The 20,864-nt window shown below is 64.6% G+C and carries 19 protein-coding genes and 1 pseudogene; 9 read left to right on the forward strand and 11 right to left on the reverse strand.

Annotated features, from left to right (window positions below; genetic code table 11):
- Positions 1–41 precede the first annotated feature (41 nt).
- Together ACR9ZN_RS26955 and ACR9ZN_RS26960 are read right to left on the reverse strand one after the other, a co-directional pair.
- Positions 42–725 carry a lysophospholipid acyltransferase family protein gene (locus ACR9ZN_RS26955; protein WP_481273637.1) on the reverse strand — a complete coding sequence of 228 codons (684 nt, stop codon included), beginning with the start codon at positions 723–725 and terminating at the stop codon, positions 42–44.
- Positions 726–820: 95 nt separating this feature from the next.
- Positions 821–1,351, reverse strand: a complete 531-nt coding sequence (locus ACR9ZN_RS26960) for an Lrp/AsnC family transcriptional regulator (RefSeq protein WP_481273638.1) — start codon at positions 1,349–1,351, stop codon at positions 821–823.
- A gap of 66 nt (positions 1,352–1,417) precedes the next feature.
- Here ACR9ZN_RS26960 and ACR9ZN_RS26965 point away from each other — a divergent pair, with 66 nt between their 5' ends.
- Complete coding sequence (locus ACR9ZN_RS26965; RefSeq protein WP_481273639.1) at positions 1,418–1,804, forward strand: RidA family protein; 387 nt, start codon at positions 1,418–1,420, stop codon at positions 1,802–1,804.
- 32 nt (positions 1,805–1,836) lie between these two features.
- Here ACR9ZN_RS26965 and ACR9ZN_RS26970 read toward each other — a convergent pair whose 3' ends face one another.
- Positions 1,837–3,714 carry a M3 family oligoendopeptidase gene (locus ACR9ZN_RS26970; protein WP_481273640.1) on the reverse strand — a complete coding sequence of 626 codons (1,878 nt, stop codon included), beginning with the start codon at positions 3,712–3,714 and terminating at the stop codon, positions 1,837–1,839.
- A gap of 464 nt (positions 3,715–4,178) precedes the next feature.
- Between ACR9ZN_RS26970 and ACR9ZN_RS26975 the strand changes: the two genes are divergently transcribed.
- The 3 genes from ACR9ZN_RS26975 to ACR9ZN_RS26985 all read left to right on the forward strand — a co-directional run bounded on the left by ACR9ZN_RS26975 (position 4,179) and on the right by ACR9ZN_RS26985 (position 9,766).
- Complete coding sequence (locus tag ACR9ZN_RS26975) at positions 4,179–5,696, forward strand: sigma-54-dependent transcriptional regulator (protein WP_481273641.1); 1,518 nt, start codon at positions 4,179–4,181, stop codon at positions 5,694–5,696.
- Between the two features lie 230 nt (positions 5,697–5,926).
- Positions 5,927–7,858 (forward strand): L,D-transpeptidase family protein, encoded by a 1,932-nt coding sequence (locus tag ACR9ZN_RS26980; RefSeq protein WP_481273642.1) that lies wholly within the window; start codon positions 5,927–5,929, stop codon positions 7,856–7,858.
- A 261-nt stretch (positions 7,859–8,119) separates the two neighbouring features.
- On the forward strand, positions 8,120–9,766 hold the full coding sequence (locus tag ACR9ZN_RS26985; protein ID WP_454812343.1) for a peptidoglycan L,D-endopeptidase MepK: 1,647 nt from the start codon (positions 8,120–8,122) through the stop codon (positions 9,764–9,766).
- Positions 9,767–9,782: 16 nt separating this feature from the next.
- Here the strand turns inward: ACR9ZN_RS26985 and ACR9ZN_RS26990 are convergent, their stop codons facing one another.
- Positions 9,783–10,067, reverse strand: coding sequence for a BolA family protein (locus ACR9ZN_RS26990; RefSeq protein WP_481273643.1), 285 nt, complete (start codon positions 10,065–10,067; stop codon positions 9,783–9,785).
- A 254-nt stretch (positions 10,068–10,321) separates the two neighbouring features.
- Here ACR9ZN_RS26990 and ACR9ZN_RS26995 point away from each other — a divergent pair, with 254 nt between their 5' ends.
- Both ACR9ZN_RS26995 and ACR9ZN_RS27000 read left to right on the forward strand, forming a co-directional pair.
- Positions 10,322–11,401 (forward strand): DUF2125 domain-containing protein, encoded by a 1,080-nt coding sequence (locus tag ACR9ZN_RS26995; RefSeq protein WP_481273644.1) that lies wholly within the window; start codon positions 10,322–10,324, stop codon positions 11,399–11,401.
- A gap of 105 nt (positions 11,402–11,506) precedes the next feature.
- On the forward strand, positions 11,507–12,289 hold the full coding sequence (locus ACR9ZN_RS27000; RefSeq protein WP_454812346.1) for a transporter substrate-binding domain-containing protein: 783 nt from the start codon (positions 11,507–11,509) through the stop codon (positions 12,287–12,289).
- Positions 12,290–12,309: 20 nt separating this feature from the next.
- On the opposite strand, the gene ACR9ZN_RS27005 is transcribed toward ACR9ZN_RS27000, so the two are convergent.
- The 4 genes from ACR9ZN_RS27005 to ftsY form a co-directional block, all read right to left on the reverse strand.
- Positions 12,310–13,062, reverse strand: a complete 753-nt coding sequence (locus tag ACR9ZN_RS27005) for an arginase family protein (protein WP_454812348.1) — start codon at positions 13,060–13,062, stop codon at positions 12,310–12,312.
- A 198-nt stretch (positions 13,063–13,260) separates the two neighbouring features.
- Positions 13,261–14,061 carry a metallophosphoesterase gene (locus ACR9ZN_RS27010; RefSeq protein WP_454812349.1) on the reverse strand — a complete coding sequence of 267 codons (801 nt, stop codon included), beginning with the start codon at positions 14,059–14,061 and terminating at the stop codon, positions 13,261–13,263.
- An 8-nt stretch (positions 14,062–14,069) separates the two neighbouring features.
- Positions 14,070–14,741, reverse strand: coding sequence for a septation protein A (locus tag ACR9ZN_RS27015; protein ID WP_454812351.1), 672 nt, complete (start codon positions 14,739–14,741; stop codon positions 14,070–14,072).
- A gap of 3 nt (positions 14,742–14,744) precedes the next feature.
- On the reverse strand, positions 14,745–15,980 hold the full coding sequence (ftsY, locus tag ACR9ZN_RS27020; protein ID WP_481273645.1) for a signal recognition particle-docking protein FtsY: 1,236 nt from the start codon (positions 15,978–15,980) through the stop codon (positions 14,745–14,747).
- Between the two features lie 102 nt (positions 15,981–16,082).
- Between ftsY and ACR9ZN_RS27025 the strand changes: the two genes are divergently transcribed.
- Positions 16,083–16,838 carry an RluA family pseudouridine synthase gene (locus tag ACR9ZN_RS27025; protein ID WP_481273646.1) on the forward strand — a complete coding sequence of 252 codons (756 nt, stop codon included), beginning with the start codon at positions 16,083–16,085 and terminating at the stop codon, positions 16,836–16,838.
- Here ACR9ZN_RS27025 and ACR9ZN_RS27030 read toward each other — a convergent pair.
- Complete coding sequence (locus ACR9ZN_RS27030) at positions 16,825–17,721, reverse strand: LysR substrate-binding domain-containing protein (RefSeq protein ID WP_454812357.1); 897 nt, start codon at positions 17,719–17,721, stop codon at positions 16,825–16,827. The genes ACR9ZN_RS27025 and ACR9ZN_RS27030 overlap by 14 nt on opposite strands.
- Positions 17,722–17,835: 114 nt before the next feature.
- Between ACR9ZN_RS27030 and ACR9ZN_RS27035 the strand changes: the two genes are divergently transcribed.
- Positions 17,836–18,060 (forward strand): hypothetical protein, encoded by a 225-nt coding sequence (locus ACR9ZN_RS27035; RefSeq protein WP_454812358.1) that lies wholly within the window; start codon positions 17,836–17,838, stop codon positions 18,058–18,060.
- Between the two features lie 70 nt (positions 18,061–18,130).
- Here ACR9ZN_RS27035 and ACR9ZN_RS27040 read toward each other — a convergent pair.
- Positions 18,131–19,128: pseudogene (locus ACR9ZN_RS27040) on the reverse strand (LysR substrate-binding domain-containing protein).
- Positions 19,129–19,239: 111 nt separating this feature from the next.
- On the opposite strand from ACR9ZN_RS27040, the gene ACR9ZN_RS27045 reads away from it, so the two are divergent.
- Complete coding sequence (locus ACR9ZN_RS27045; RefSeq protein ID WP_434959501.1) at positions 19,240–19,467, forward strand: hypothetical protein; 228 nt, start codon at positions 19,240–19,242, stop codon at positions 19,465–19,467.
- A gap of 91 nt (positions 19,468–19,558) precedes the next feature.
- Here ACR9ZN_RS27045 and ispG read toward each other — a convergent pair whose 3' ends face one another.
- A complete protein-coding gene (gene ispG, locus ACR9ZN_RS27050) occupies positions 19,559–20,812 on the reverse strand; it encodes a flavodoxin-dependent (E)-4-hydroxy-3-methylbut-2-enyl-diphosphate synthase (protein ID WP_454812363.1) in 1,254 nt (417 codons plus the stop codon).
- Positions 20,813–20,864 lie beyond the last annotated feature (52 nt).

Here is a 20,864-nt window from a genome sequence, read left to right on the forward strand (position 1 = left end):
AAAGCGCGTCAATATCCAGCCAAAACGCGAAAGGGGAGCCGTCAGGTCCCTGAACGCAGTCGCCGATGCGCCTCTGCGTGCAGGCTGTCGAGCCCTGCCGTGATGCGATGGCTGACCGCATCGATTTCCTTCGCATCGGCATCACCGGGGACGGTGAGGGCTTCCGACCACAGCACGCAGCCGCGTCCGAAGGGCAGCACCACGCTGGCCTTGTCCCAATTGTCGAGATCGATCCGCGCACTGGTCACCGCCGCGAAGAGGAAGATCGGTCGCCCGGTCGCCCGCGCCAACTGCACCGCGCCCTTGCCGGCCACCCGAGCGACTTTGGGCACATCGGCCGTCATCAGCACATTGGTGCCTGTTTCCAGCGCCTGGCGCATCGCCAGGAAGGCCGGGATGCCGCATTTGCCCCGAATCTTGGCGCGGGTCTGGGTGCCGGAGCCGCGAATGGTGCCATAGCCGGCGCGCGCCAGCGCCGTGGCGATCACCGTACCGTCGAAATGCAGCGAGACCAGCACGCTGGTGCGCGGCGCACCTCGCAGGGCCGCGATGCTCAGCATCTGCTGGCCATGCCAGGTCAGGGCGATGAAGGAACCATCGGTCCGCTCCCAGGGCCGCTGCTCGCTTGGCAGAGGGGCGAAGCGCGTGGTGCGCATCACGCCGCTGATATAGGCATGCAGCCCGTAACCGGCCGCCCTTGCGGTCCATTGTTTCCTGCGGATCATCGAACGCCTCCCGAATGCGGGCGCAACCTAGGGGGGGCGGATTGCGCGGGCATTGCGGGCAGGCGGACGTTGCCCAGGAGCGTCGGAGATCGGACCTAGGCCGGCGGAAGCGGGATCTCGGGCCAATTCTCGGTGGCCAGAGGCTGGATCGCTCGTTCCAGATAGGTGGAGAGTACCACATAGCTCTTGGTCCCCCTGACGCCAGGCAGGACATAAAGCTGGGAGAGGAAATGCTCCATCGCCCGGGCGTTTCGGGTGCGCACCTTCATGATCACGCCGGTATCGCCCGTCACCGAATGCATTTCCTCCACCTCGGGAAAGCGGCGCAACGTCATCATGCGCTCGCTCTTGCCCCAGCCTTCGGTGTCGACATGCACGAAGGCGAGGAAGGGCTTGCCGATGGCCTGGGCGTCGAGCACGGCCGTCGAGCCCTTGAGCACACCGGCTTCGCGCAAGCGCTTGACGCGTTCGTGCACGGCCGGTGGGGAAAGCCCGGCGCTCTGGCCGATCTCGGCATAGGTCTGGCGCGCGTCGACGCTCAAGGCGCCTAAGATCTTTCGGTCGAAATCATCGAGAGACCGGTCTGCTCGCTCATTCCGCTGAAGATCCTTGGTTTTCGATTTCATTCGGCAAAAAGCTCTTTTCCTCGAAGATCATTCTGTTCAGCATGCGCTCGCCGAGGGAGAAAAACCATGCAAATGATCGTACGAAACCCCAGTAACGGCATCTATGAGGCAACGCCTGACTATGTTCACGCCATGGAAGTGGTGGGAATGCAGCGTCTGCTTTTCTTCAGCGGAACCATGGGCCTCGATCCAGATGGCCGGGTGCCCGGCAGCCTGGAGGAACAGCTCGAATGGCTGTGGTCCAACATCCGGTGCATCCTCGCCGAAGCCGGCATGACGATCGACAATCTCGTGCGCGTCACCAGCTATCTCACCGACACAGCCTTTGCCGAGGCCAATCAGGCGGCGCGGCTCAAAGCCCTGGGCGCCCGCCGCATCCCCACCACGGCGATCGTGGTCGGCACGCTAGAGCCGGGCTGGCTGGTGGAACTGGAGGCTATTGCTGCCGGCTGAGGCATGCCAATGGCATGCCTCAGCCGAAAACCTCATTCCATCCCTTCAAGCTCCACGATCATGCTCTCGATCAGATTGAGCCCGATCTGCCAGAAGGCGGGATCGCGGGCATCGAGGCCGAAGGGGGCAAGCAGTTCGGAATGGTGCTTGGTGCCGCCGGCCGCCAGCATGGCGAGATAGCGTTCGGCAAAGCCCTCATGGGCCTTCTCGTAGACGGCGTAGAGCGAGTTCACCAGGCAATCGCCGAAGGCGTAGGCGTAGACGTAGAAGGGTGAATGAATGAAGTGGGGGATGTAGGTCCAGAAGGTCTCGTAGCCCGGCCCGATCTTGATGGCGGATCCGAGGCTTTCCTCTTGAACCGACAGCCAGATCTCGCCGAGGCGGTCGGCGGTCAACTCGCCCTGGCGGCGCTCGACATGCACCTTGCGCTCGAAGGAATAGAAGGCGATCTGGCGCACCACCGTGTTGATCATGTCCTCCACCTTGGCGGCGAGCATGGCCTTCTTCTGCGCGGGCGTGGCGGCCTGGGCCAGCAAGGCGCGGAAGGTCAGCATCTCACCGAACACCGAGGCTGTTTCGGCCAGAGTCAGTGGCGTCGGCGCCATCAGCGCGCCGTTATGGCCCGCCAGCACCTGATGGACGCCATGGCCCAATTCATGGGCGAGCGTCATCACGTCGCGCGTCTTGCCCTGATAGTTGAGCAGTACATAGGGATGGGCGGAGGGCACGGTCGGGTGGGCGAAGGCGCCGGGTGCCTTGCCGGGGCGGACGGGTGCGTCGATCCAGTATTCGTCGAAGAAGCGCTGGGCGATGCCGGCCATACGCGGCGAGAAACCGGCATAGGCCTCGAGCACGGTGCCGCGCGCGTCCTCCCACTTGATCGGGGTGCTCTCGACCTTGGGCAGCGGCGCGTTGCGGTCCCAGTGGTTGAGCTGGTCGAGCCCGAACCATTTGGCCTTGAGGCGGTAATAGCGATGCGACAGGCGCGGATAGGCTTCCTGCACCGCCGAGACCAGGGCATCGACCACTTCGCGCTCGACCCGGTTCGACAGATGGCGCGAATCGGCGACATCCTCGAAGCCACGCCAGCGGTCCGAGATCTCCTTGTCCTTGGCCAGGGTGTTGGTGATCAGGGTGAACAGCCTGAGATTGTCCTTGAAGGTGCGGGCTAGGGCGTGAGCCGCCTTCTCGCGCTTGGCGGGGGAGGGGTCCTGGAGCAGGTTCAGGGTCGGCTCCAGCGTCAGCTCCTGGCTGTCCTCAACCCTGAAGCGCAAGCCCGAGATCGTTTCGTCGAACAGGCGGTTCCAGGCCCCGCGACCGGTCACCGACTTGTCGTGGAACAATTGCTCGACGCGATCCTCGAGCTGATAGGGCTTCTCGATGCGGATATCGTCCAGCCAGGGCTTCCAATGGGCGAGCGCCTCGTCCTTGACCGCCTCGGCCAAGGCACCGTCGTCGATGCGGTTGAGCTCCAGCGTGAAGAACAGCAGGTGGGAGGAGGCCGTGGTCAGCTTGTCCTGCACGTCGCCATAGAATTTGGCGCGGGCGGGATCGGTGGTGTCGCCGGCGTAGACGAGGCCGGCGAAGGAGGCGATGCGTCCGAGCCTGTCCTCGATGCCCTCATAGGTCTTGATGATGGCGGAGAGGTTGATGGCGCCGTCCTTGCCGGCCAGGATCTCGGCGAGCCTGCCCTTGTTGCCCTCTTCGAAGGCCAGGCAGTCGGCGAGGCCCTTGTCGAGATCGGCGGCGATTTCCGGCGAATCGATGCCCGGATAGAGATCGGCGAGATTCCATTCCGGCAACCGGCCGAGCTCGCTGCCCTTCCGGTCGGCCTTGGTCTCCTGCGAATCGGCCCTGGCGGTCTCCGACGGGGCGGAACCGGAGGATGCGGAAAAAGATTTGCCGGCCATGAAAACTCCTTGAGACCGCAAGATATCAAATATTTGCAGTGTTTCCCGACGAGGTCCATCCATGGGCCTCACCGGGAAACACTGCCTGGGGCAAGGCGCGTTCAGGCCTGAACGCTTGCGTGCCCCGGCTCTTTGGTTCGACGCGTCCTTGCGATTCCTGTCGTTGCCGCCAAGTCGCCAAACGCCATTGCCGGGCCGGCGACGCGGCCCCGTGATGGTCCCACATATCGCCGTTCGCGGCCGCGGTTTCAACCGTCTCAGTGGAATGTGACTTTCATCCAACGTCGTTAAGCAGTCCTTCACGCTTCTGCTCCTAGATGATCCGAAACGGCACACAGGGCGCTTTGCCCGGGTGAAATTGCGAGGCCTGGCCACAGGGTACCTTGCGCTGACGCGGTGGTGCCGGGGCTTCGGCAGGGATCGGCATCCGATCGCTGCACCGAATGAAATGGGACGGGGGATTGATGGGCTCGACTGTTCTGATCGCCGACGATGATCCGGTGCAATGCCGGCTTCTGGAGGCCATGGTGAGGCGTTTTGGCTATCACGCCCGCCTTGTCGACAGCGGCGAAGCGGCGTTGCGCGAACTCGAAGGCGGCAAGATCGATCTCCTCGTGCTGGATCTGGTGATGCCGGATCTCGACGGCATGGGTGTGCTCGGACGCATGCGCGCCCGCGGCCTGCAGGTTCCGGTGATCGTGCAGACGGCCCACGGCTCCATCGATGCCGTGATCTCGGCGATGAAGGCGGGTGCGGCCGATTTCGTGGTCAAGCCTGTCGGCGCCGAGCGCCTGCAGGCCTCGATCCGCAATGCCCTCAAGCATCGTGCCTTGGAACGCGAAGTGCGCGTGCTCGCCAAGCGAGCCATGGGCCAACTCGGCCTGAAGGATCTGGTCGCGCGCGGCCCGGAGATGGAGCGGGTGGTGCGCCTTGCCGAAAAGGCGGCCGGCTCGACCATTCCCGTGCTGATCGAGGGCGAGGCCGGCACGGGCAAGCAGATGGTGGCCCAGGCGATCCATGGCGGCGGCGAGCGCCGCGGCCGGCCCTTCGTGGCCGTCAATTGCGGTACCCTGCCGGAGGAGGAGGCCGAGCGCATCCTGTTCGGCCAGGACAAGAACGCAGCCGGCGCTGTCGACAAGCAGGCCGGCAAGCTGGCGGAGGCCCATGGCGGCACACTCTTCCTCGACAATGTCGGCGAATTGTCGCCCGCTTTGCAGGTCAAGCTGCTCGACGCGCTGCGCAGCGGCGAGATCGAGCCGCTCGGAGCCCGGCGGGCGGTGCGCACGGATTTCCGGCTGATCTCCTCGACCAGCCGCAACCTGATCGACCTGGTCAAGGCGGGGCTGTTCCGCGAAGATCTCTATTACCGCCTCCATGTCTTCCCGATCATGCTGCCGGCGTTACGGGTAAGGCGCGAGGACGTTGCCGATCTCGCCTGGCATTTTCTCGCCCGCTTCGGGGCCGAGGAGGGCAGGGCCGTACGCAGCATCAGCGCCGAGGCCGTGGCGCTGCTCACCGCCTATGACTGGCCCGGCAATGTGCGCCAGCTCGAAAACGCGATGTATCGCGCCGTGATCCTCGCCGAGGGCGACGAGATCGGCGTGCCCGATCTGCCTCAGATCGCCGCCCGCGTGGATGGCTTCGATGTGCGCATCCCCTCTGCACCGCTGCTGCCGCCCAAGCCGGTTCACATCGGCCCGGCCATGATCACCGGGTCGCCGTTGCGCGAGATCATCACGGTGCGCGAACCCCACACCATGACCATGCTCGATGCACGGGGAGATGTTCGCACGCTGGAATCGCTGGAAACGGACATGCTGAAATTCGCCATCCGCCATCATCGCGGACAGATGACCGAGGTCGCGCGCAAGCTCGGCATCGGGCGATCCACGCTTTATCGCAAGCTCAAGGAACTAGGGCTTGACGAAGCCACGATCGGCGTGAGAGCCGGTGAATTGAACGAGTCCCACCAGGCCGCGTGATTGTTCGCACACCAGAATTTGTCTTGAATCTGGCATGGTACTCGGCACTATCCATATTATTGCAGGCGGCGTTCGGATAATTCGCGCCGGGATTGAGGAATCTTATGAGTTACCGCGCTAATTTGTTGAGTTCGGTTGCTCTGGCTTTGAGCTTGAGCGCCCTTTTGCTCCCGGCCTATGCCCAAGACAGCCATACGCCTAATAGCCCTGTGTCCGCCGCCGAAACGCCCATGGTTCCCGGCCTGAGCGCCGGTGAAAAGCAGAGCGCCTTCGCACCGGCGACGCCGCAGACCGCGCCTGCCGCCGCTTCGCCGCAAGAGCGGATGAGCGTGCAGCATGTCAAACCGGAGAGTGCGCCGGCCTCCACTGCTACCCTTGCACCCGCGCCGGTCGGCCCGGTGCCAGTGCCGGCCCCTGTCGAAATGGCACCCAAACCGGCCGAGACGGCAGTGGCTCCCGATACGCCGTCCTCGATCTCGGCAACACCTTCCAAGGAAGAGGCTGCCCCGGCCGCGCCGGGGGCCTCCCAGTCCGTGGCCACAGCCTCACCGGCCGGACAGCCTGCGCCCGCAACTGCTCCGACGCCGGAAATCCCGGCTGCCGTGCCGGCCGAGACACAGGCCAAGCCCAAGGTCGAACCGAAGGCCGAGCCCGTGCCGCCGGCGGAGGCCAGTGCGCCCGCCCCCGCGCCATCTGCCGCACCTGCCGCGGTTACCCTCAACCTTTCCGCCAGGCTTGCCGATTACGCCGCCAAGCGCGGCGCCGATGCGCAGGCCATCAGCGATTTCTATGCTCTGCGCGGCGCTGTGCCGCTCTGGATCGACAATGGAGTGCTCACCCCCACCGCCAAGGCGCTGGTCGATCGCATGAACCGCGCCAGCGAGGACGGTCTCGACGCTGCGGCCTTCCGGGTTTCCGGGCTCGACAGCCTGAGCGGCGCGAGCGCCGATGCCCAGGCCGATGCTGAGATCGCGCTGAGCGCGGCCATCCTCACTTATGTCCGCCAGGCCTCCTCGGGCCGGGTCGACACCAGGCAGATCAGCCGCGACATCGCCAAGGCCCCCAACATGCCCGACCCGGTTGCGGCGCTCGCCTCGGTGGCGATCGCCTCCGATCCGGTTACAGTGCTCGAAGGGTACAACCCGGTCTCGCCGCAATATCTGGCGCTGAAGCAGAAGCTGGCCGATGTCAGGGCCGCCAGTGCCGCTGCTGCCGAAGCCGTCCTGCCGATGGTGCCCGCCGGTCCTACGCTCAAGGTGGGCATGACCGACACGCGCGTGGCCGTGCTGCGTACGCGCCTTGGCCTGACGGCCAGCGATGCCGACAGCGACGTCTATGACGACGCGCTGCAGGCGGCGGTGCGCGAGTTCCAGGCTGCCCGCAATCTTAAGGCCAGCGGTACGCTGGGGCCGGCCACTGTGGTCGCCCTCAACGCGGCGCTGCGCCAGCCGCGCACCAATGCGGAAAGCGAGATCATCGCCAATATGGAGCGCTGGCGCTGGCTTCCTCACGACATGGGCCTGACCAACGTCTTCGTGAACGTTCCCGAATACAAGGTGTGGTTCACCAAGGACGGCGTGCTGAGCTACGAGGCGCGGGTGGTGGTTGGCAAGGCCAATACGCCGACGCCGGTCTTCTCGGACACGATGAGCTTCGTGGTGGTCAATCCGTCCTGGAACGTGCCGCAGTCGATCATCAAGAAGGAATATATGCCCAAGCTCGCCCAGGACCCCGGCTATCTCGAGCGCCGTGGCTATGAGGTGAGCTATGTCGGCGGTCAGATGCAGGTGCGCCAGCCGCCGGGCGAGCGCAACGCGCTCGGCTTCATCAAGTTCATGTTCCCGAACAATTTCTCGGTCTATCTGCACGATACGCCGCAGCGCACCCTGTTCTCGCGCGACGAACGGGCCTTCAGCCATGGCTGCGTGCGTGTGGATAACCCCTATAAATTTGCCGAGCTGGTAATGGGCAATGGCTGGACCGAGGACCGCGTCCGCGGTCTGCAGGGCGGAGACGAACAGCGCATTGATTTGGAGAGGAAAATTCCGGTCCACATCGCTTATTTCACCGCTTATGTGGACGGTGATGGTGAATTGCAGCGCCTCAATGACATCTACGGATATGACCGGAAGGTGATTTCGGCGCTTGGCCTTCCCGGCTGAAATCTGTTATGCAACGATTTACCATGTTTGGTAAGGGTTGGCTTAGGCCAGCCCGCGTTCGTCTTTTTGCCACGTTTCCCAAGCAAAAGGCCACTCCCAAGGCCGGTTTCAACGGCTAGATATTAGGGGTCGAACGGTGCATCAACGGTGCTTTAACCAATCTCGGCAAGACTCCGGCAATCCGGACCTGGCGCTGAGCGTCCCATTTGTGGAAATACGCTCCGTGCTGGTTCCCTCGCCTGTTTGCCGAGAGTGCTAATCGTGCAGAATCCAATCAGCCTTTTGCCCCGGATCAAAGTTTCGCGTACCGGTCGCATTCTGGCCATTACCCTCGCATCCACCGTGATGGCGACGGTTCTGGTCGGGCCGACGCAGGACGCGATTGCCAATGGCGATACCCGCTCGCTCTATATGCGCCATGTGCATACGGGCGAGACCATCAACATCACCTTCAAGCGCAACGGCTCCTATGATTCCGCTGCGCTGAAGCAACTCGACTGGTTCTTTCGCGACTGGCGCCTGAACCAGCCTACGCGCATGGATCCTCGAACGATGGACACGCTCTGGCTGGTCTATCGCCAGGTGGGTGCCAGCCAGCCCATCAACGTCATCGGCGGCTACCGATCGCCCGGCACCAACAACATGCTGCGCCGGCGTTCGCGCGGCGTTGCCAAGTTCAGCCAGCATACGCTCGGCAAGGCCGTCGACTATTTCATCCCCGGCGTGTCCCTGTCCAAGCTGCGTGTGGCCGGTCTGCGCCTGCAGCGCGGCGGCGTGGGTTTCTATCCGTCTTCCGGTTCGCCCTTCGTCCATATGGATTCGGGCGGCGTGCGCATGTGGCCGCGCATGTCGCGCAGCGAACTCGCTTCCGTCTTCCCCGATGGCAAGACGGTGCTGGTGCCTTCCGATGGCCGACCGATGGCCGGCTACCAACTGGCAATGAACGAAATTCGCCGCAATGGCGGTACCGCCGGTGGCAGCGTCGGCGAGGATGATGCCGGCGGATCCAGCAGCGGCGGCGGTTTCTTCGCTGCCCTGTTCGGTTCTCGCAGCAACAGTGCGCCACCGCCGACCCAGATGGCGCAAGCCTATGCGCCGACCACGCGTGCCAGCGCCCGCATACCGGCCGTGCCGCCTCAGCCCGCTCCGGCAGCGCAACTGCCGGCCATGCAGCAGATGGCGATGGCTGATGAACTGGCGATTTCGCCGCGCCGCGTGGCGCCCGTGCCGCTGCCCGAACGCCGTCCCAACGACATCAATGCCGCTCAGGGGGCCGATGCCGCGGCAGCGCAGCTTGCCTCGGCCGATACCGGTCCGCGCATGATGTGGCAGACCGGGCCGAATGGGGCGGGTGGCGAAATGGCTGCCAATGTACCACTGCCGCCTCTGCGTCCGGGCACAGCGGCCGAGGAGAGCCAGGCGGCCCCCGTGCAGCTCGCATCCCTGGATACCCCGCCACCGGTGCCGGTGACGCGGCCGGTGCTCGACCCCAAGCCGCCGATCTTCGCCGACCTTTCGCAGGGCAGCGAAGGCTTTATGAAGCGTAGCGCCAACCGCCAGTCGCAGCGCGCACTCGGCTTTGCCGATCCGGCGCCCGTGACCAACACGGCCCGTCCGCCGCGGCCGGCCCTGATCGCGACGCGCTTCGAGAAGCAGAACTTCGCTTCGCTGTCGGCGCCGGTCTCCGCCGCCCGCAACAAGCAGCAGGCGACATTGGTCAAGCCTGACCTCCGTGCCACGGCTTCGCTGATTGCGGCGCCGTCCAAGACGGTGGTGGTGCGCTTCGGTGTGGCGGCCTATCAGGATCTGCGGGCCGACAAGTTTACCGGCGCCGCGGTGAAGCCGCTGCGCGTCGCCAGCTTCACGCCGATGCCGGATATCTTCACCGGCTCGATCGCCTCCAACTGACGATCGACGACAGGTCTTACCAGCGCACCGGTTCGCCCGGTGCGCTGGCTTCGATTGCCAGGGCATGAACGCCTCGCGCAAAGGCCGGCTTGAGGGCCTCGTTGACCAGGCGGTGGCGATCGACACGGCTGCGCCCGCTGAAATGCGGCGAGACAATCCGCACCCGGAAATGACTTTCGCCACCCTCACGATGACCGGCATGGCCGGCATGAGCGGCCGATTCGTCGAGCACGATAAGACGCTCTGGCACCAGCGCTGTCTTCAGGCTGGTTTCGATCAGTTTTTGAATGGATGAAGACACGTCGTCGGTCCTTATGCTGCCCTGACTTCGGCCCAATTCTCCGAGATAGAGGAGAGGCTGGCTCGAATCACACTATTCCTGCTCTAAAATCGCGCCGTTTCAAGAGGCCGATGAGTTGACCCGCAACACGGCCAATCTTAGAGCAAAACGCGTTCACGACTGAACGCTTATTTTCTCTAACTCCTTGTTTCAACGCGTCTTTGCGGTTCTTGGTGACACCGTCAAATCACAAAACGCTATAGCGAGACCCTTTCGTGCCGACTGACCTGATCAATCCTGCGCCGCGCCGTTCCTCCCGCCGCATCTTCCTGCCGACCTTCCTGTTCGCTTTGGTCGCGATCGCCTGGTCGGGCTTCTGGTGGTATGCATCCACCAGGCTCGAAGCCGAGTGGGGCCGCTTCCTGACCAAGCAGGCAGAACTCGGCCGCCAGATCAAATGCGGCGAGCAGACGATCGGTGGCTATCCCTTCCGCCTGGAAATGCATTGCGGCCAGACGACGGTCGAGAGCGTCCGGGCCGGGCGCCCCTTCAGCGCCACGCTTGCCGAGGTGAATGCGGTAGCCCAGGTCTATCAGCCCAACAAGGTGCTGCTCGAAGCCAAGGGTCCGGTGGTGCTGGTCGACAAGAGCGATGCTGGCGCGACCCTCACCGCCGACTGGAAGAGCGCAGAGGCCAGCATGGCGATCTGGACCTCCGGGCCGCAGAATGCCGCGGTGGTGATCAAGGGCCTCAGCGGCAACGTCAAGCGTGGCGATCAGGCCGTCAATCTCGTCGAGGAGGGCAATATCGAGGTCCATATCCGCCTGGCGGAGGGTACCAATGCCGCGCCGGGCGCTTATGATCTCGCCGCCGATATCGATGCCAGGGCGATTGCGCCGCTCGACGATTTTCTCGGCGCTCCCTCCCCGATGAAAGGGACTTTCCGCGGGTTGATCACCAAGATCGACCTCAGGCCGATGCCGATGCCCGAGCGCCTGCGGGACTGGGCCGCCGCCGGTGGCACGCTGACCATCACCCAGGCCCAGGTCGAACGTGGCCCCAGCGTCATCAGGGCGACCGGCACGGTTGGCCTGGAAACCAGCGGCTTTGCCTCCGGAGACGTGACTGTGGCCCTCGCCGGCGTGCCGGAACTCGCCCAGACGCTCAAGCAATCGGGCCGGGTGCCTGATATGGTGGCGACGACCCTCACCGTCGGCCTGCCCGTGCTGGGCAAGCCCACCAATATCGATGGCAAGGCAGCGGTCGAAGTGCCCCTGACCATCGCCGACGGCAAGGTCCGCGCCGGTGCGTTCCTGCCCGGCCTCAAACTGCCGCGCCTGTTCCTGCCGGAATAGCGACGCTGCCGCTGCGGCGGAGGAGGGGCGCGGGTCATCCTGATGGGTTGAATGCCTGCCTCGCGGCTTTATGCTGCGCGCAACAATCCGCTTTGGGGGAATCACATGCTCCGTCCGCTTCTCGTCTGTCTCGGCCTGCTTTGCCTGGCGCCCGCCGCTATCGCACGGGAGGCACCATCGGCCCTGGGGCTCGATGCCGTGCTGGCTTCCGGTGTGCTCCGGGTGGGGTCCACCGGTGACTACCGTCCCTTCAGTTACAAGGACCCCGCCAACGGCGAGTTCTCCGGCTTCGACATCGATCAGGCCAGGAGCCTTGCCGAGACACTCGGGGTGAAGCTCGAGATCGTGCCGACGACGTGGTCCAACCTTTCGGCGGATTTCGAGGCCGGCAAGTTCGACGTCGCCATGGGCGGCGTCTCGGTGACTTTCGATCGCCAGAAGAAGGGCTTGTTCTCCAGTCCCTATATGCGCGAGGGCAAGACGCCGATCGCCCGCTGCGCCGACAAGGGCAAGTTCGAGACGCTTCAGGGTATCGACAAGCCCGAGGTGACGGTCGTCGCCAATCCCGGCGGCACCAACGAGAAATTCGCCCGTGCCAGCCTGAAACAGGCGAAGATCGTGATCTTTCCCGACAACACCAAGATCTTCGACGAGGTGGCGGCGGGCCGGGCCGATCTGATGATGACCGATGCTTCCGAGACCCTCTATCAGGAAAAGCTGCATCCGGGCGTATTGTGCGCCGTGCATCCGGACAAGCCGTTCAACTTCGCCGAGAAGGCCTATTGGATACAGCGCGACATCGGCCTCAAGGGCTTCGTCGATCAGTGGCTGCACCAGTCGGTCGAGACGGGGGCCTACCAGAAGATCTACGACAAGTGGTTCAAGTGAGCCGATAAGCCGGAAAGCGCTTACCGCGTCAGGATCGGCGCCAGAGCATCGAGCAGCGGGTCAGGGGAAAAGGCTTCCCCTCCCGGCTCCCAGGCATATTGGAACTCGGCGATCTCGATGCCGACGAAAGCCTGTTCCGCGATCACCTCGCAGCAGGCCTGGAGTTCGGCGAGCGACAGGCCGTCTTCGCAGGCATAGTCGGTGGGAACGACGCCCGGATTCAACACGTCGCAATCCAGATGTACATAGACCGGACGGCCGGCGAGTGCCTTGCGCAGCTCGCTTGCCACGTCGCCGCGCGCTTTGACATGCGGGATGGCGTGCCTGTCGATCAAGTCCTGCTCGAAGGGATCGAGATCGCGCTGGCCGACGAGGACGAGCCGATCGAGGTTCAGGCCGGACCCGAGGCCTGAATCCCACAATCCTGCAGGCCCGGAAATGGCAAGGCCGCCGAGATAGCCCGAAGCCGAGGCCTCCGGCGTGTTGAGATCGCCATGGGCGTCGAACCAGACGATACAGGCATCGGGATGATGCCTGGCGACCGTCGGCAGCGTCGCCAGCGAGACCGCGCAGCGGCTGCTGGCGGCGATGGAGACGGCTCCGCTTGCCAGCACGTCGTCGAATCGGGCCTGCAACTGTCTGAGCGCCGGCAGGGCCGCGTCCAATTCTTCGCGCCAGCCCTTGTTCAGCACAGGTTCCGGCCTGCCGACCACGAAGGGCGCAATCCCCGTCCGGCGCGCCAGCGCCTCGCCGATCGCCCGGGCTCCGGGCATGGCCAGATCGTTGTGATCGCCGGCCCGCCCTTGAAACACCGTATATGCAAAATGCCTGGTCAATGCTGTCGCCTCGGATTTGGCCACGATCGCCCTCGCGGCGACAGACGGCTCGATAGCACCTCATGATGGTATCGGCAGTGCTCGCCCGGTTTCAAGGTTGATGGTTCCTGCCGGCCGCTTCTCTCCTGCTCTGCCTTAAACCTCCACGACCAGGCTCGGATCGTGGTCGGGGTTCTCTATTTCGATGATGGATTGCTTGCCCTTTCGATAGGCATAGATGTTGCCCCGTGGATTGCTGACGATGCGGGTGTCATGCACGCGATAGTCGCGGCTAGCATGAATGTGACCATGTATCCAAAGGCGCGGCCGGTATTCGGCAATCAGGGAGGTCAGATCGCTGGCATAGGCTGCATCGATCGGCTCGGTGACGGTGTTCCGCCAGAGAGAATGGGGATGCGGGGCGTGATGGCTGATCACCACGCTGGGGCCGTTGAACGGCCGGGCAAGGATGTTCGCGATTGCCGACCGGTGCCGGCCATGGCTGAGCAGGGCGTCCCTGGTCTGCCAGCGCCGATAGTTGGGCCCGGTCCGGATCAGCTTGTGGTCGTTCATCTGCATGCCGGCGGCGACCTGACCCTGAAAGGAACTGCCCGCCACGGCATAGTCGGTCCACAGCGTGGCGCCGATGAAGCGCGTTCCGCCGGCGGTGAGGGTCTCTCCCTCGGCGAGCAGGTGAATGCCTTCCAGCCGCGCCCGATCGCGGGCCTTGCGCAGTTCCGTTTCCACGTTCTCCCGATAGAAGTCGTGGTTGCCGGGGACATAGATCAGAGGCAGGCCCCGGGGCAGGACATGCTGCGCGAGCCAGGGCAGAGCTCGATCATGCAGGCGGTTGCAGACATCGCCGGCAATGACGATGGCTTCGGCTTCGGGTGGTGATGGAGCGAGCGTATAGGGGCTGTTATCGACATGAAGATCCGACAGGACCCAGAGACGCATGAGAGCCTCTAGCTCCCGCTCTGTTCGGACCCGTTCTGGCTGTCCGGCTTCACTTCGTATTTCATCAGGATCGGCACCTGGGTGGCCGCGAAGATCAGGGTGATCGGCATGGTGCCGAAGACCTTGAAATTGGTCCAGAAATTATCCGAGAAGTTGCGCCAGACGATCTCGTTGAGCACCGCCAGGAACAGGAAGAACAGGCCCCAGTTCAAGGTCAGCTTGCGCCAGCCTTCGGGCTTGAGGTCGAAAGCGGTGTCGAGGACGATGCGGATCAAGGGCTTGCCGAAGGCGAGGCCCCCCAGCAGGATCAGGCCGAACAGCGTGTTGACGATGGTCGGCTTGAGTTTGATGAAGGTCTTGTCCTGCAGCCAAAGCGTCAACACGCCGAAGACCAGCACGAAGATGCCCGAGACCAGCGGCATCACAGGGATGTGCCGGGTAAGGACGAAGCCGGCGACGAGCGCGATCAGCGTCGCCGGGATAAAGACAGCGGTGGCGGTGAAGATGTTGCCGCTCGGGCCCTCGAACAGGGCCGGTCCCATGAAGTGCTCGACCAGCGGATTGAACAGTTCCGGCCTGACATTGGCCAGGAAGAACAGGCCGAGCGGCCCCATTTCCAGCACGAGCTTGAGCAGAGGGTTGACCTTCTGGCGCGGCTTGGCAGTGGCTTCGATGGTCATGGCTCACTCCATCCCGGCAATGGCGCGGGAGAAGTCCCGGGCAGAGAAGGGTTCGAGATCGTCGATGCCTTCGCCGACGCCGATATAATGCACCGGCAGGCCGAATTTGGCTGATAGCGCCACCAGGATGCCACCGCGTGCCGTACCGTCGAGCTTGGTCATCACGAGGCCGGTGACGCCGGCGGTCTTGCCGAAGATTTCGGTCTGCGAGATGGCGTTCTGGCCCACGGTGGCATCGAGTACCAGCAGTACGGCATGGGGGGCGCTCTCGTCGATCTTCTTGATCACGCGCACCACCTTGGCGAGCTCATCCATCAGCAGCGCCTTGTTCTGCAGGCGCCCGGCGGTATCGATCAGCAGTACGTCCGAGCCGTTTTCCTGGGCTGTTTTGAGGGCATCGAAGGCCAGGCCGGCGGAATCGGCACCCTGCGCGCGGGCCACGATGGGCGAGTGGGTGCGCTCGGCCCAGACCTTGAGCTGCTCGATGGCGGCGGCGCGGAAGGTGTCACCGGCGGCCAGCGTCACCTTAAGGCCGTCGGCGCTGAACTTGGCGGCGAGCTTGCCGATGGTGGTTGTCTTGCCCGAGCCGTTGACGCCGACCATCAAGAGCACGAAAGGCTTGCGGGAGCGGTCGATTTCCAAGGGCTTGGCCACCGGCGTGAGGATGGCCTCGACCTCGCTGGCCAGCACCTGGTGAACCTCCTCCGGCGAGATCTGGCGATCGAAGCGCCCCTTGCCGATCGCGGCGGCGATGCGGGTGGAGACGTCGACGCCGAGATCGGCCTGGATCAGCACATCCTCCAGTTCCTCGATCGTGGTGGCATCGAGCTTGCGCTTGAGCACGATGTCGGTGATGCCGCGCGAGATGGCGCTGGACGAGCGCGACAGGCCGTCGCGCAGGCGGCGCCACCAGGATTTTTTCTCGACGAGAACAGGAGCTGGAACGGGAGCAGACTCCGGTTCGCTCGCGGGAGCCGGCTCCGGTGCTGGAGGAGGAGGCGAGACGGAAGGCTCGGGTTCGGAGGGAACGACCAGCTCGGCCGCAGCCAGCGGAACAGGCTCGGTGAGCGCTTCGAGCAACGGTTCCGACGCGGGTTCCGCAGGGCGTGGCTCTTCGACGGGCGCCGGGAGCACCTGCTCGGATGTCTGCTCGGGCCTGGTTTCGGTCTCGGGCGCCGCAGCGCCTCGCCCGAACAGCCGTGAAAAGAAGCCGGGCTTTTGCTTGTCGCTCTCAGTCATCGAAACGGTCTGGATCCTTTGATGGCGAACCTGCCACCGAAAAATGGTCTCATGTTGAAGGAACCTCTAGCCGACAATGCCCGATCACGATAGCGCTAAGCGATGATATCGCTCGATTTGACCACGCGGCTTGTTCACCGCGACGCCCTGATCCTGATCCTCGACAAGCCTGCCGGCCTGCCCGTGCATGCCGGCCCGAAAGGCGGGCCCAATCTCACCGCCATGCTGGAGCAGTTGCGCTTCGGCCTGCCCCGCAATCCGGAACTCGCGCACCGGCTCGACAAGGATACGTCCGGCTGCCTGGTGCTCGGGCGGCATGCCCGGCCTCTGCGCACCCTCAACGAGCTCTTCGCCAAGGGCGGCATCGAGAAGACCTATTGGGCCGTGGTCGAGGGCGGCCCCGCCGAAGAAGGTGGCCTGATCGACATGCCGATCGCCCGGCGTTCGCCCGAACGCGGCTGGTGGATGAAGCCGGCCGAGGATGGACTGCCGGCCCAGACCGATTTTTGCGTGCTAGGCCGGGCCGAGGGGCTTACCTGGCTGGAACTCAAGCCGCGCACCGGGCGCACCCATCAACTGCGCCTGCATTGCGCCGCCTCCGGCTTTCCGATCGTCGGCGATCCGATCTATGGCAGCGCGCCGCGCGAGGGCGGCCCGGTGCTGCATCTGCATGCCCGTGGCGTGAGCGTGCCGATCCTGCCCAAGAAACCCGCCGTCAGCGCCGAGGCGGCGCCACCCGACCATATGGGTGAGCACCTTGCGACCCTCGGCTATCAGGGGCCTGTAAGCCCGACGCCGCCCGAACTGGTGCAGCCGGCGGCCGAGCCGGTGCGCCGCCGCGGGCTCAGGCCGAAATAGGTTGCCCACCCGCCAGCTCCGCCAGGATCCAGTCGCGGAAGGCGCGGATCTTGGGTTGGTTGCGGCGGGCTTCGGGATAGACCAGGTAGAAGGAGCGTTCGCTCTCCAGCACCAGCTCGAAAGGCTGGATCAGGCGCCCTTCGGCGAGATCGTCGTCATAGAGGGCGGTGGACAGGATGGCGACCCCCTGTCCCGCCTTGGCCGCCGCGTTGATCACCGCCTGGCTGCTGAGATTGTAGACGAGCTTGGGCATCTCATAGCTGACGCCGGCCGCTTCGAACCATTCGCGCCACCAGTGATCGCCGGGATCGAGAAGGGGCAGGCGCAGAAGATCGGCCGGCGTGTAATGCGGGCCAAGACGAGCGACGAGGCCGCGGCTGAGCATGGGCGTGTAGTCACCGGCAAGCAGGCGGTGTGCCTGCAGTCCGGGCCAGTCCCCGGTGCCGAAAAAGATGGCGAGATCGGTTTCCTCGCGGGTGAAATCGATGGCTCGGTCGGTCGCCTCGATACGAACCGCCAAGGCGGGATGGGCGAGCTGGAAGGCGCCGATATGGCGGGCAAGCCAACTGGTGGCAAAACTCACCTTGGCGCAGACGGTCAGTACGCCCTCGATGCCACCGCGCGCCGCCGCATAGGCCTCGCCGATCAGGGCGAAGGCGTCCGTGATCGCCGGGGCCAGGCGCTGGCCGGCCACGCTGAGCTCGATCTGGCGTGGCTTGCGCAGAAAGAGCGGGCCGCCGAAGCGCTCCTCCAGGAGCTTGATCTGATAGGAAACGGCAGCCTGGGTCATGCCGAGCTCGCCCGCCGCGCGGGTGAAGCTCAAATGCCGCGCCACGGCCTCGAAGACCCGGATGGCGGTCAGCGGCGGCAAAGCGGTGCTCACGATGCATCAGCTCTCTTTATGGGCCTTGCTTGAGCTTCAATTCGTCATCGTCGCGAATCCATGGAAGATTCATGGGTGAAACGGCGAAACCAAGGCCGGATTGGAGATTTAGCCATGACAATGGCGCAGGTTGTACGCATAGGGCAAGCTTATTTCGAGGCTGGTGATCAGGAGCAGGCCGCATCACGACCGGGGCAGCGGTCATGGCTGCGGAGGTGGGGTTTGATTGGCCTGTCCTGCCATTTGCTGCGCGATATCGGGGCCGTCGACATCCGCGAAAAGGCCAGGCCCTGCGAGCCTGCCGCGAGCGCCCGCGATCTGATCGATCGTTACAGGTAAGAGGCAGGCGGACTGGCTGACCGGCCACGATTGTCGCCGGCTGAGCGGGTACCGTGAACCACCGATCGCGCTAGGAGGCGATCGCCTCCTCGGTCTGGCCGGCGACATGGGTGGTCCTGCCGACCTCGTCCAGGATCCAGTCGCGAAAGACGCGGATCTTCGGCAGGTTGCGGCGCGCTTCGGGATAGACCAGATAGAAGGATTGTTCGCCGGCCGTTTCGTCGAAGGGCTGGATCAGCCGCCCTTCCGCAAGGTCCTTCGCCCATAGCGCGCGAGAGAGGATGGCGACACCCTGGCCGTCCAGCGCTGCGGTTCCGACGAAGGCTTGCGAACCGATGCAGGGAATTTCCACCGGGCCGCGATGGTTGCTGCCGAAGCGGTCCTGCCCGCGTGTGATCGCCGGTGCCGTTTGCGCCTGGCCGTGCGCCGAGTTCGTGGGCCGGCGGGCAACCCTGACCCTGTCGAACCAGTCGTCCCACCACGTGTCGCCAGGATCGAGCAAGGGCAGGCGCAGGAGGTCGGCCGGCTGCTTCACACCGCCGATAGTGGCGGCGAGCTTCGGGCTGAGCATGGGGAATATTCGCCTGGAAGCAGGCGGTGGCTGCACAGGCCCGGCCAGTCGCCGTCGCCGTGGCGGATCGCGAGATCGATATCGTTGCGCGCGAAGTCGACCGGCTGATTATTGGCGTCGATCCGCACTGCAAGCGCCGGATGGCGGATCTGGAAGGCGCCGACATGGCGGGCCAGCCAGGTCGTGGCGAAGGTGACCGAGGCCGTGACCGTGAGCACACCCTCGGCATCGCCGCGCGCCGAGGCATAGGCCTGGGCGAGCAGGGAAAAGGCCTCGCTCACGGCCGGCGCCAGGCGTTGCCCGGCCTCGGTCAATTCGACCTGGCGCGGACGGCGCAGGAAAAGCGGGCTGCCGAAGCGCTCCTCGAGCAGCTTGATCTGATAGGAGACAGCGGCCTGGGTCATGGCGAGTTCGCTTGCCGCGCGCGTGAAACTCTGGTGCCGAGCCACGGCCTCGAACACCCGGATGGCGGTGAGGGGAGGGAGCGGAAGCGTCATTTGCTATAAGCCTATTTTATGGCTCCAAATCGAGCTTCAATTAGCCACATCTCGCGGGAAATGGGAATATCCCTGTCAGATATTGTTAATTGTCGCTCAGGAGATTTGGCCATGACGGCCGTTCAGTTCCACCACATAGATCTATCTTATTGCAACGCGCGGGAAGACAGGCAGGGCGCCAGGCTTCCTCGGACATCCGTCCGGCGCCGCCTCGTCGGCCTGTTCGGCTTTTCGGATCACCTGCTGCGCGACATCGGCGTGCTCGATGGCCAGCCAGTGAGGGGCAGGCCGACCGAGGCCGCCGCCAGTGCCTACGACCTGATGGACCGCTATCGCTAAGCCTGGGAGCGCGGACGTCCCGCCCGCTTTTCTTTTCCAGCAGTCGTGACGTTTCCAAGGGGGCGGGTGAGGACGTCCGCGCTCCCAGGGATTATTCCGCTGCGGGCCTAACCCCGTAGCGGTTCTCGATATAGTCGATCACCAGCTGCTTGAATTCGTCGGCGATGCCGGGGCCGCGCAGGGTCGCGGCCTTCTGGCCGTCGACGAACACCGGCGCCGTCGGTGTCTCGCCGGTGCCGGGCAGGGAGATGCCGATATCGGCATGCTTGCTCTCACCGGGGCCGTTGACGATGCAGCCCATCACCGCGACCTTCAGCGTCTCGACGCCGGGATAGCGCGTCTTCCAGTCGGGCATGGAATCGACGATGAAGCCCTGGATGCTTTGGGCGAGCTCCTGGAACACCGTCGAGGTGGTGCGACCGCAGCCGGGACAGGCGGCCACCAGCGGCACGAAGGTGCGGATGCCCATCACCTGCAGGATCTCCTGGGAGACCTTGACCTCCTGAGTGCGGTCGCCGCCGGGCTCCGGCGTGAGCGAGACGCGGATGGTGTCGCCGATACCGGCCTGCAGCAGCGGGGAGAGGGCGGCGGCAGAGGCGACGATGCCTTTCGAACCCATGCCGGCCTCGGTGAGGCCGAGATGCAGGGCATAGTCGGAACGGCTTGCCATCTCGTTGTAGACGGCGATGAGATCCTGCACCGCCGAGACCTTGGCCGAGATGATGATGCGGGACTTGGGCAGGCCCATTTCCACCGCGCGATCGGCCGAGAGCAGGGCTGACTGCACCAGTGCTTCCCAGGTTACGGTGCGGGCATCGACGGGCGCCTCGCTCCTGGCGTTCTCGTCCATCAGATGAGTGAGCAGTTCCTGGTCGAGCGAGCCCCAGTTCGCGCCGATGCGCACCGGCTTGTCATGGCGCATCGCCGTCTCGATGATGGCACCGAACTGGCGGTCGCGCTTGTCCTTGAAGCCGACATTGCCGGGGTTGATGCGGTATTTGTCGAGCGCCTCGGCACAAGCGGGATGGTCGGCCAGGAGCTTGTGGCCGATATAGTGGAAATCTCCGATGATCGGCGTGGTCACGCCGATGCGCATCAGCCTCTCCTTGATGCGCGGTACAGCTGCGGCGGCCTCGTCGCGATCCACCGTGATGCGTACCAGTTCAGATCCGGCACGAGCCAGGGCGGCGACCTGACGCACGGTGCCATCTATATCGGCCGTGTCGGTATTGGTCATCGACTGCACGACGATGGGTGCGCCGCCACCGACCATGACGCCGCCGACATCGACGGGAACGGTAAGGCGACGGGACATCAGGCCAAAGCGCGCATAGGACGGGATCATCGGGCACCGCTGGTTTCGTTTGGGGATGACATGGACCTCACCGGTGGGCGCG

Source organism: Labrys sp. HAY1-8F (assembly GCF_056754975.1).

What these genes read in the sequence shown, in the direction of transcription:
- ACR9ZN_RS26955 (WP_481273637.1), bottom strand. Translation starts at nt 725, where the DNA reads ATGATCCGCAGGAAACAATGGACCGCAAGGGCGGCCGGTTACGGGCTG.
- ACR9ZN_RS26960 (WP_481273638.1), bottom strand. Translation starts at nt 1,351, where the DNA reads ATGAAATCGAAAACCAAGGATCTTCAGCGGAATGAGCGAGCAGACCGG.
- ACR9ZN_RS26965 (WP_481273639.1), top strand. Translation starts at nt 1,418, where the DNA reads ATGCAAATGATCGTACGAAACCCCAGTAACGGCATCTATGAGGCAACG.
- ACR9ZN_RS26970 (WP_481273640.1), bottom strand. Translation starts at nt 3,714, where the DNA reads ATGGCCGGCAAATCTTTTTCCGCATCCTCCGGTTCCGCCCCGTCGGAG.
- ACR9ZN_RS26975 (WP_481273641.1), top strand. Translation starts at nt 4,179, where the DNA reads ATGGGCTCGACTGTTCTGATCGCCGACGATGATCCGGTGCAATGCCGG.
- ACR9ZN_RS26980 (WP_481273642.1), top strand. Translation starts at nt 5,927, where the DNA reads ATGGTTCCCGGCCTGAGCGCCGGTGAAAAGCAGAGCGCCTTCGCACCG.
- ACR9ZN_RS27000 (WP_454812346.1), top strand. Translation starts at nt 11,507, where the DNA reads ATGCTCCGTCCGCTTCTCGTCTGTCTCGGCCTGCTTTGCCTGGCGCCC.
- ACR9ZN_RS27005 (WP_454812348.1), bottom strand. Translation starts at nt 13,062, where the DNA reads ATGCCCGGAGCCCGGGCGATCGGCGAGGCGCTGGCGCGCCGGACGGGG.
- ACR9ZN_RS27010 (WP_454812349.1), bottom strand. Translation starts at nt 14,061, where the DNA reads ATGCGTCTCTGGGTCCTGTCGGATCTTCATGTCGATAACAGCCCCTAT.
- ACR9ZN_RS27015 (WP_454812351.1), bottom strand. Translation starts at nt 14,741, where the DNA reads ATGACCATCGAAGCCACTGCCAAGCCGCGCCAGAAGGTCAACCCTCTG.
- ftsY (WP_481273645.1), bottom strand. Translation starts at nt 15,980, where the DNA reads ATGACTGAGAGCGACAAGCAAAAGCCCGGCTTCTTTTCACGGCTGTTC.
- ACR9ZN_RS27025 (WP_481273646.1), top strand. Translation starts at nt 16,083, where the DNA reads ATGATATCGCTCGATTTGACCACGCGGCTTGTTCACCGCGACGCCCTG.
- ACR9ZN_RS27035 (WP_454812358.1), top strand. Translation starts at nt 17,836, where the DNA reads ATGACAATGGCGCAGGTTGTACGCATAGGGCAAGCTTATTTCGAGGCT.
- ACR9ZN_RS27045 (WP_434959501.1), top strand. Translation starts at nt 19,240, where the DNA reads ATGACGGCCGTTCAGTTCCACCACATAGATCTATCTTATTGCAACGCG.
- ispG (WP_454812363.1), bottom strand. Translation starts at nt 20,812, where the DNA reads ATGATCCCGTCCTATGCGCGCTTTGGCCTGATGTCCCGTCGCCTTACC.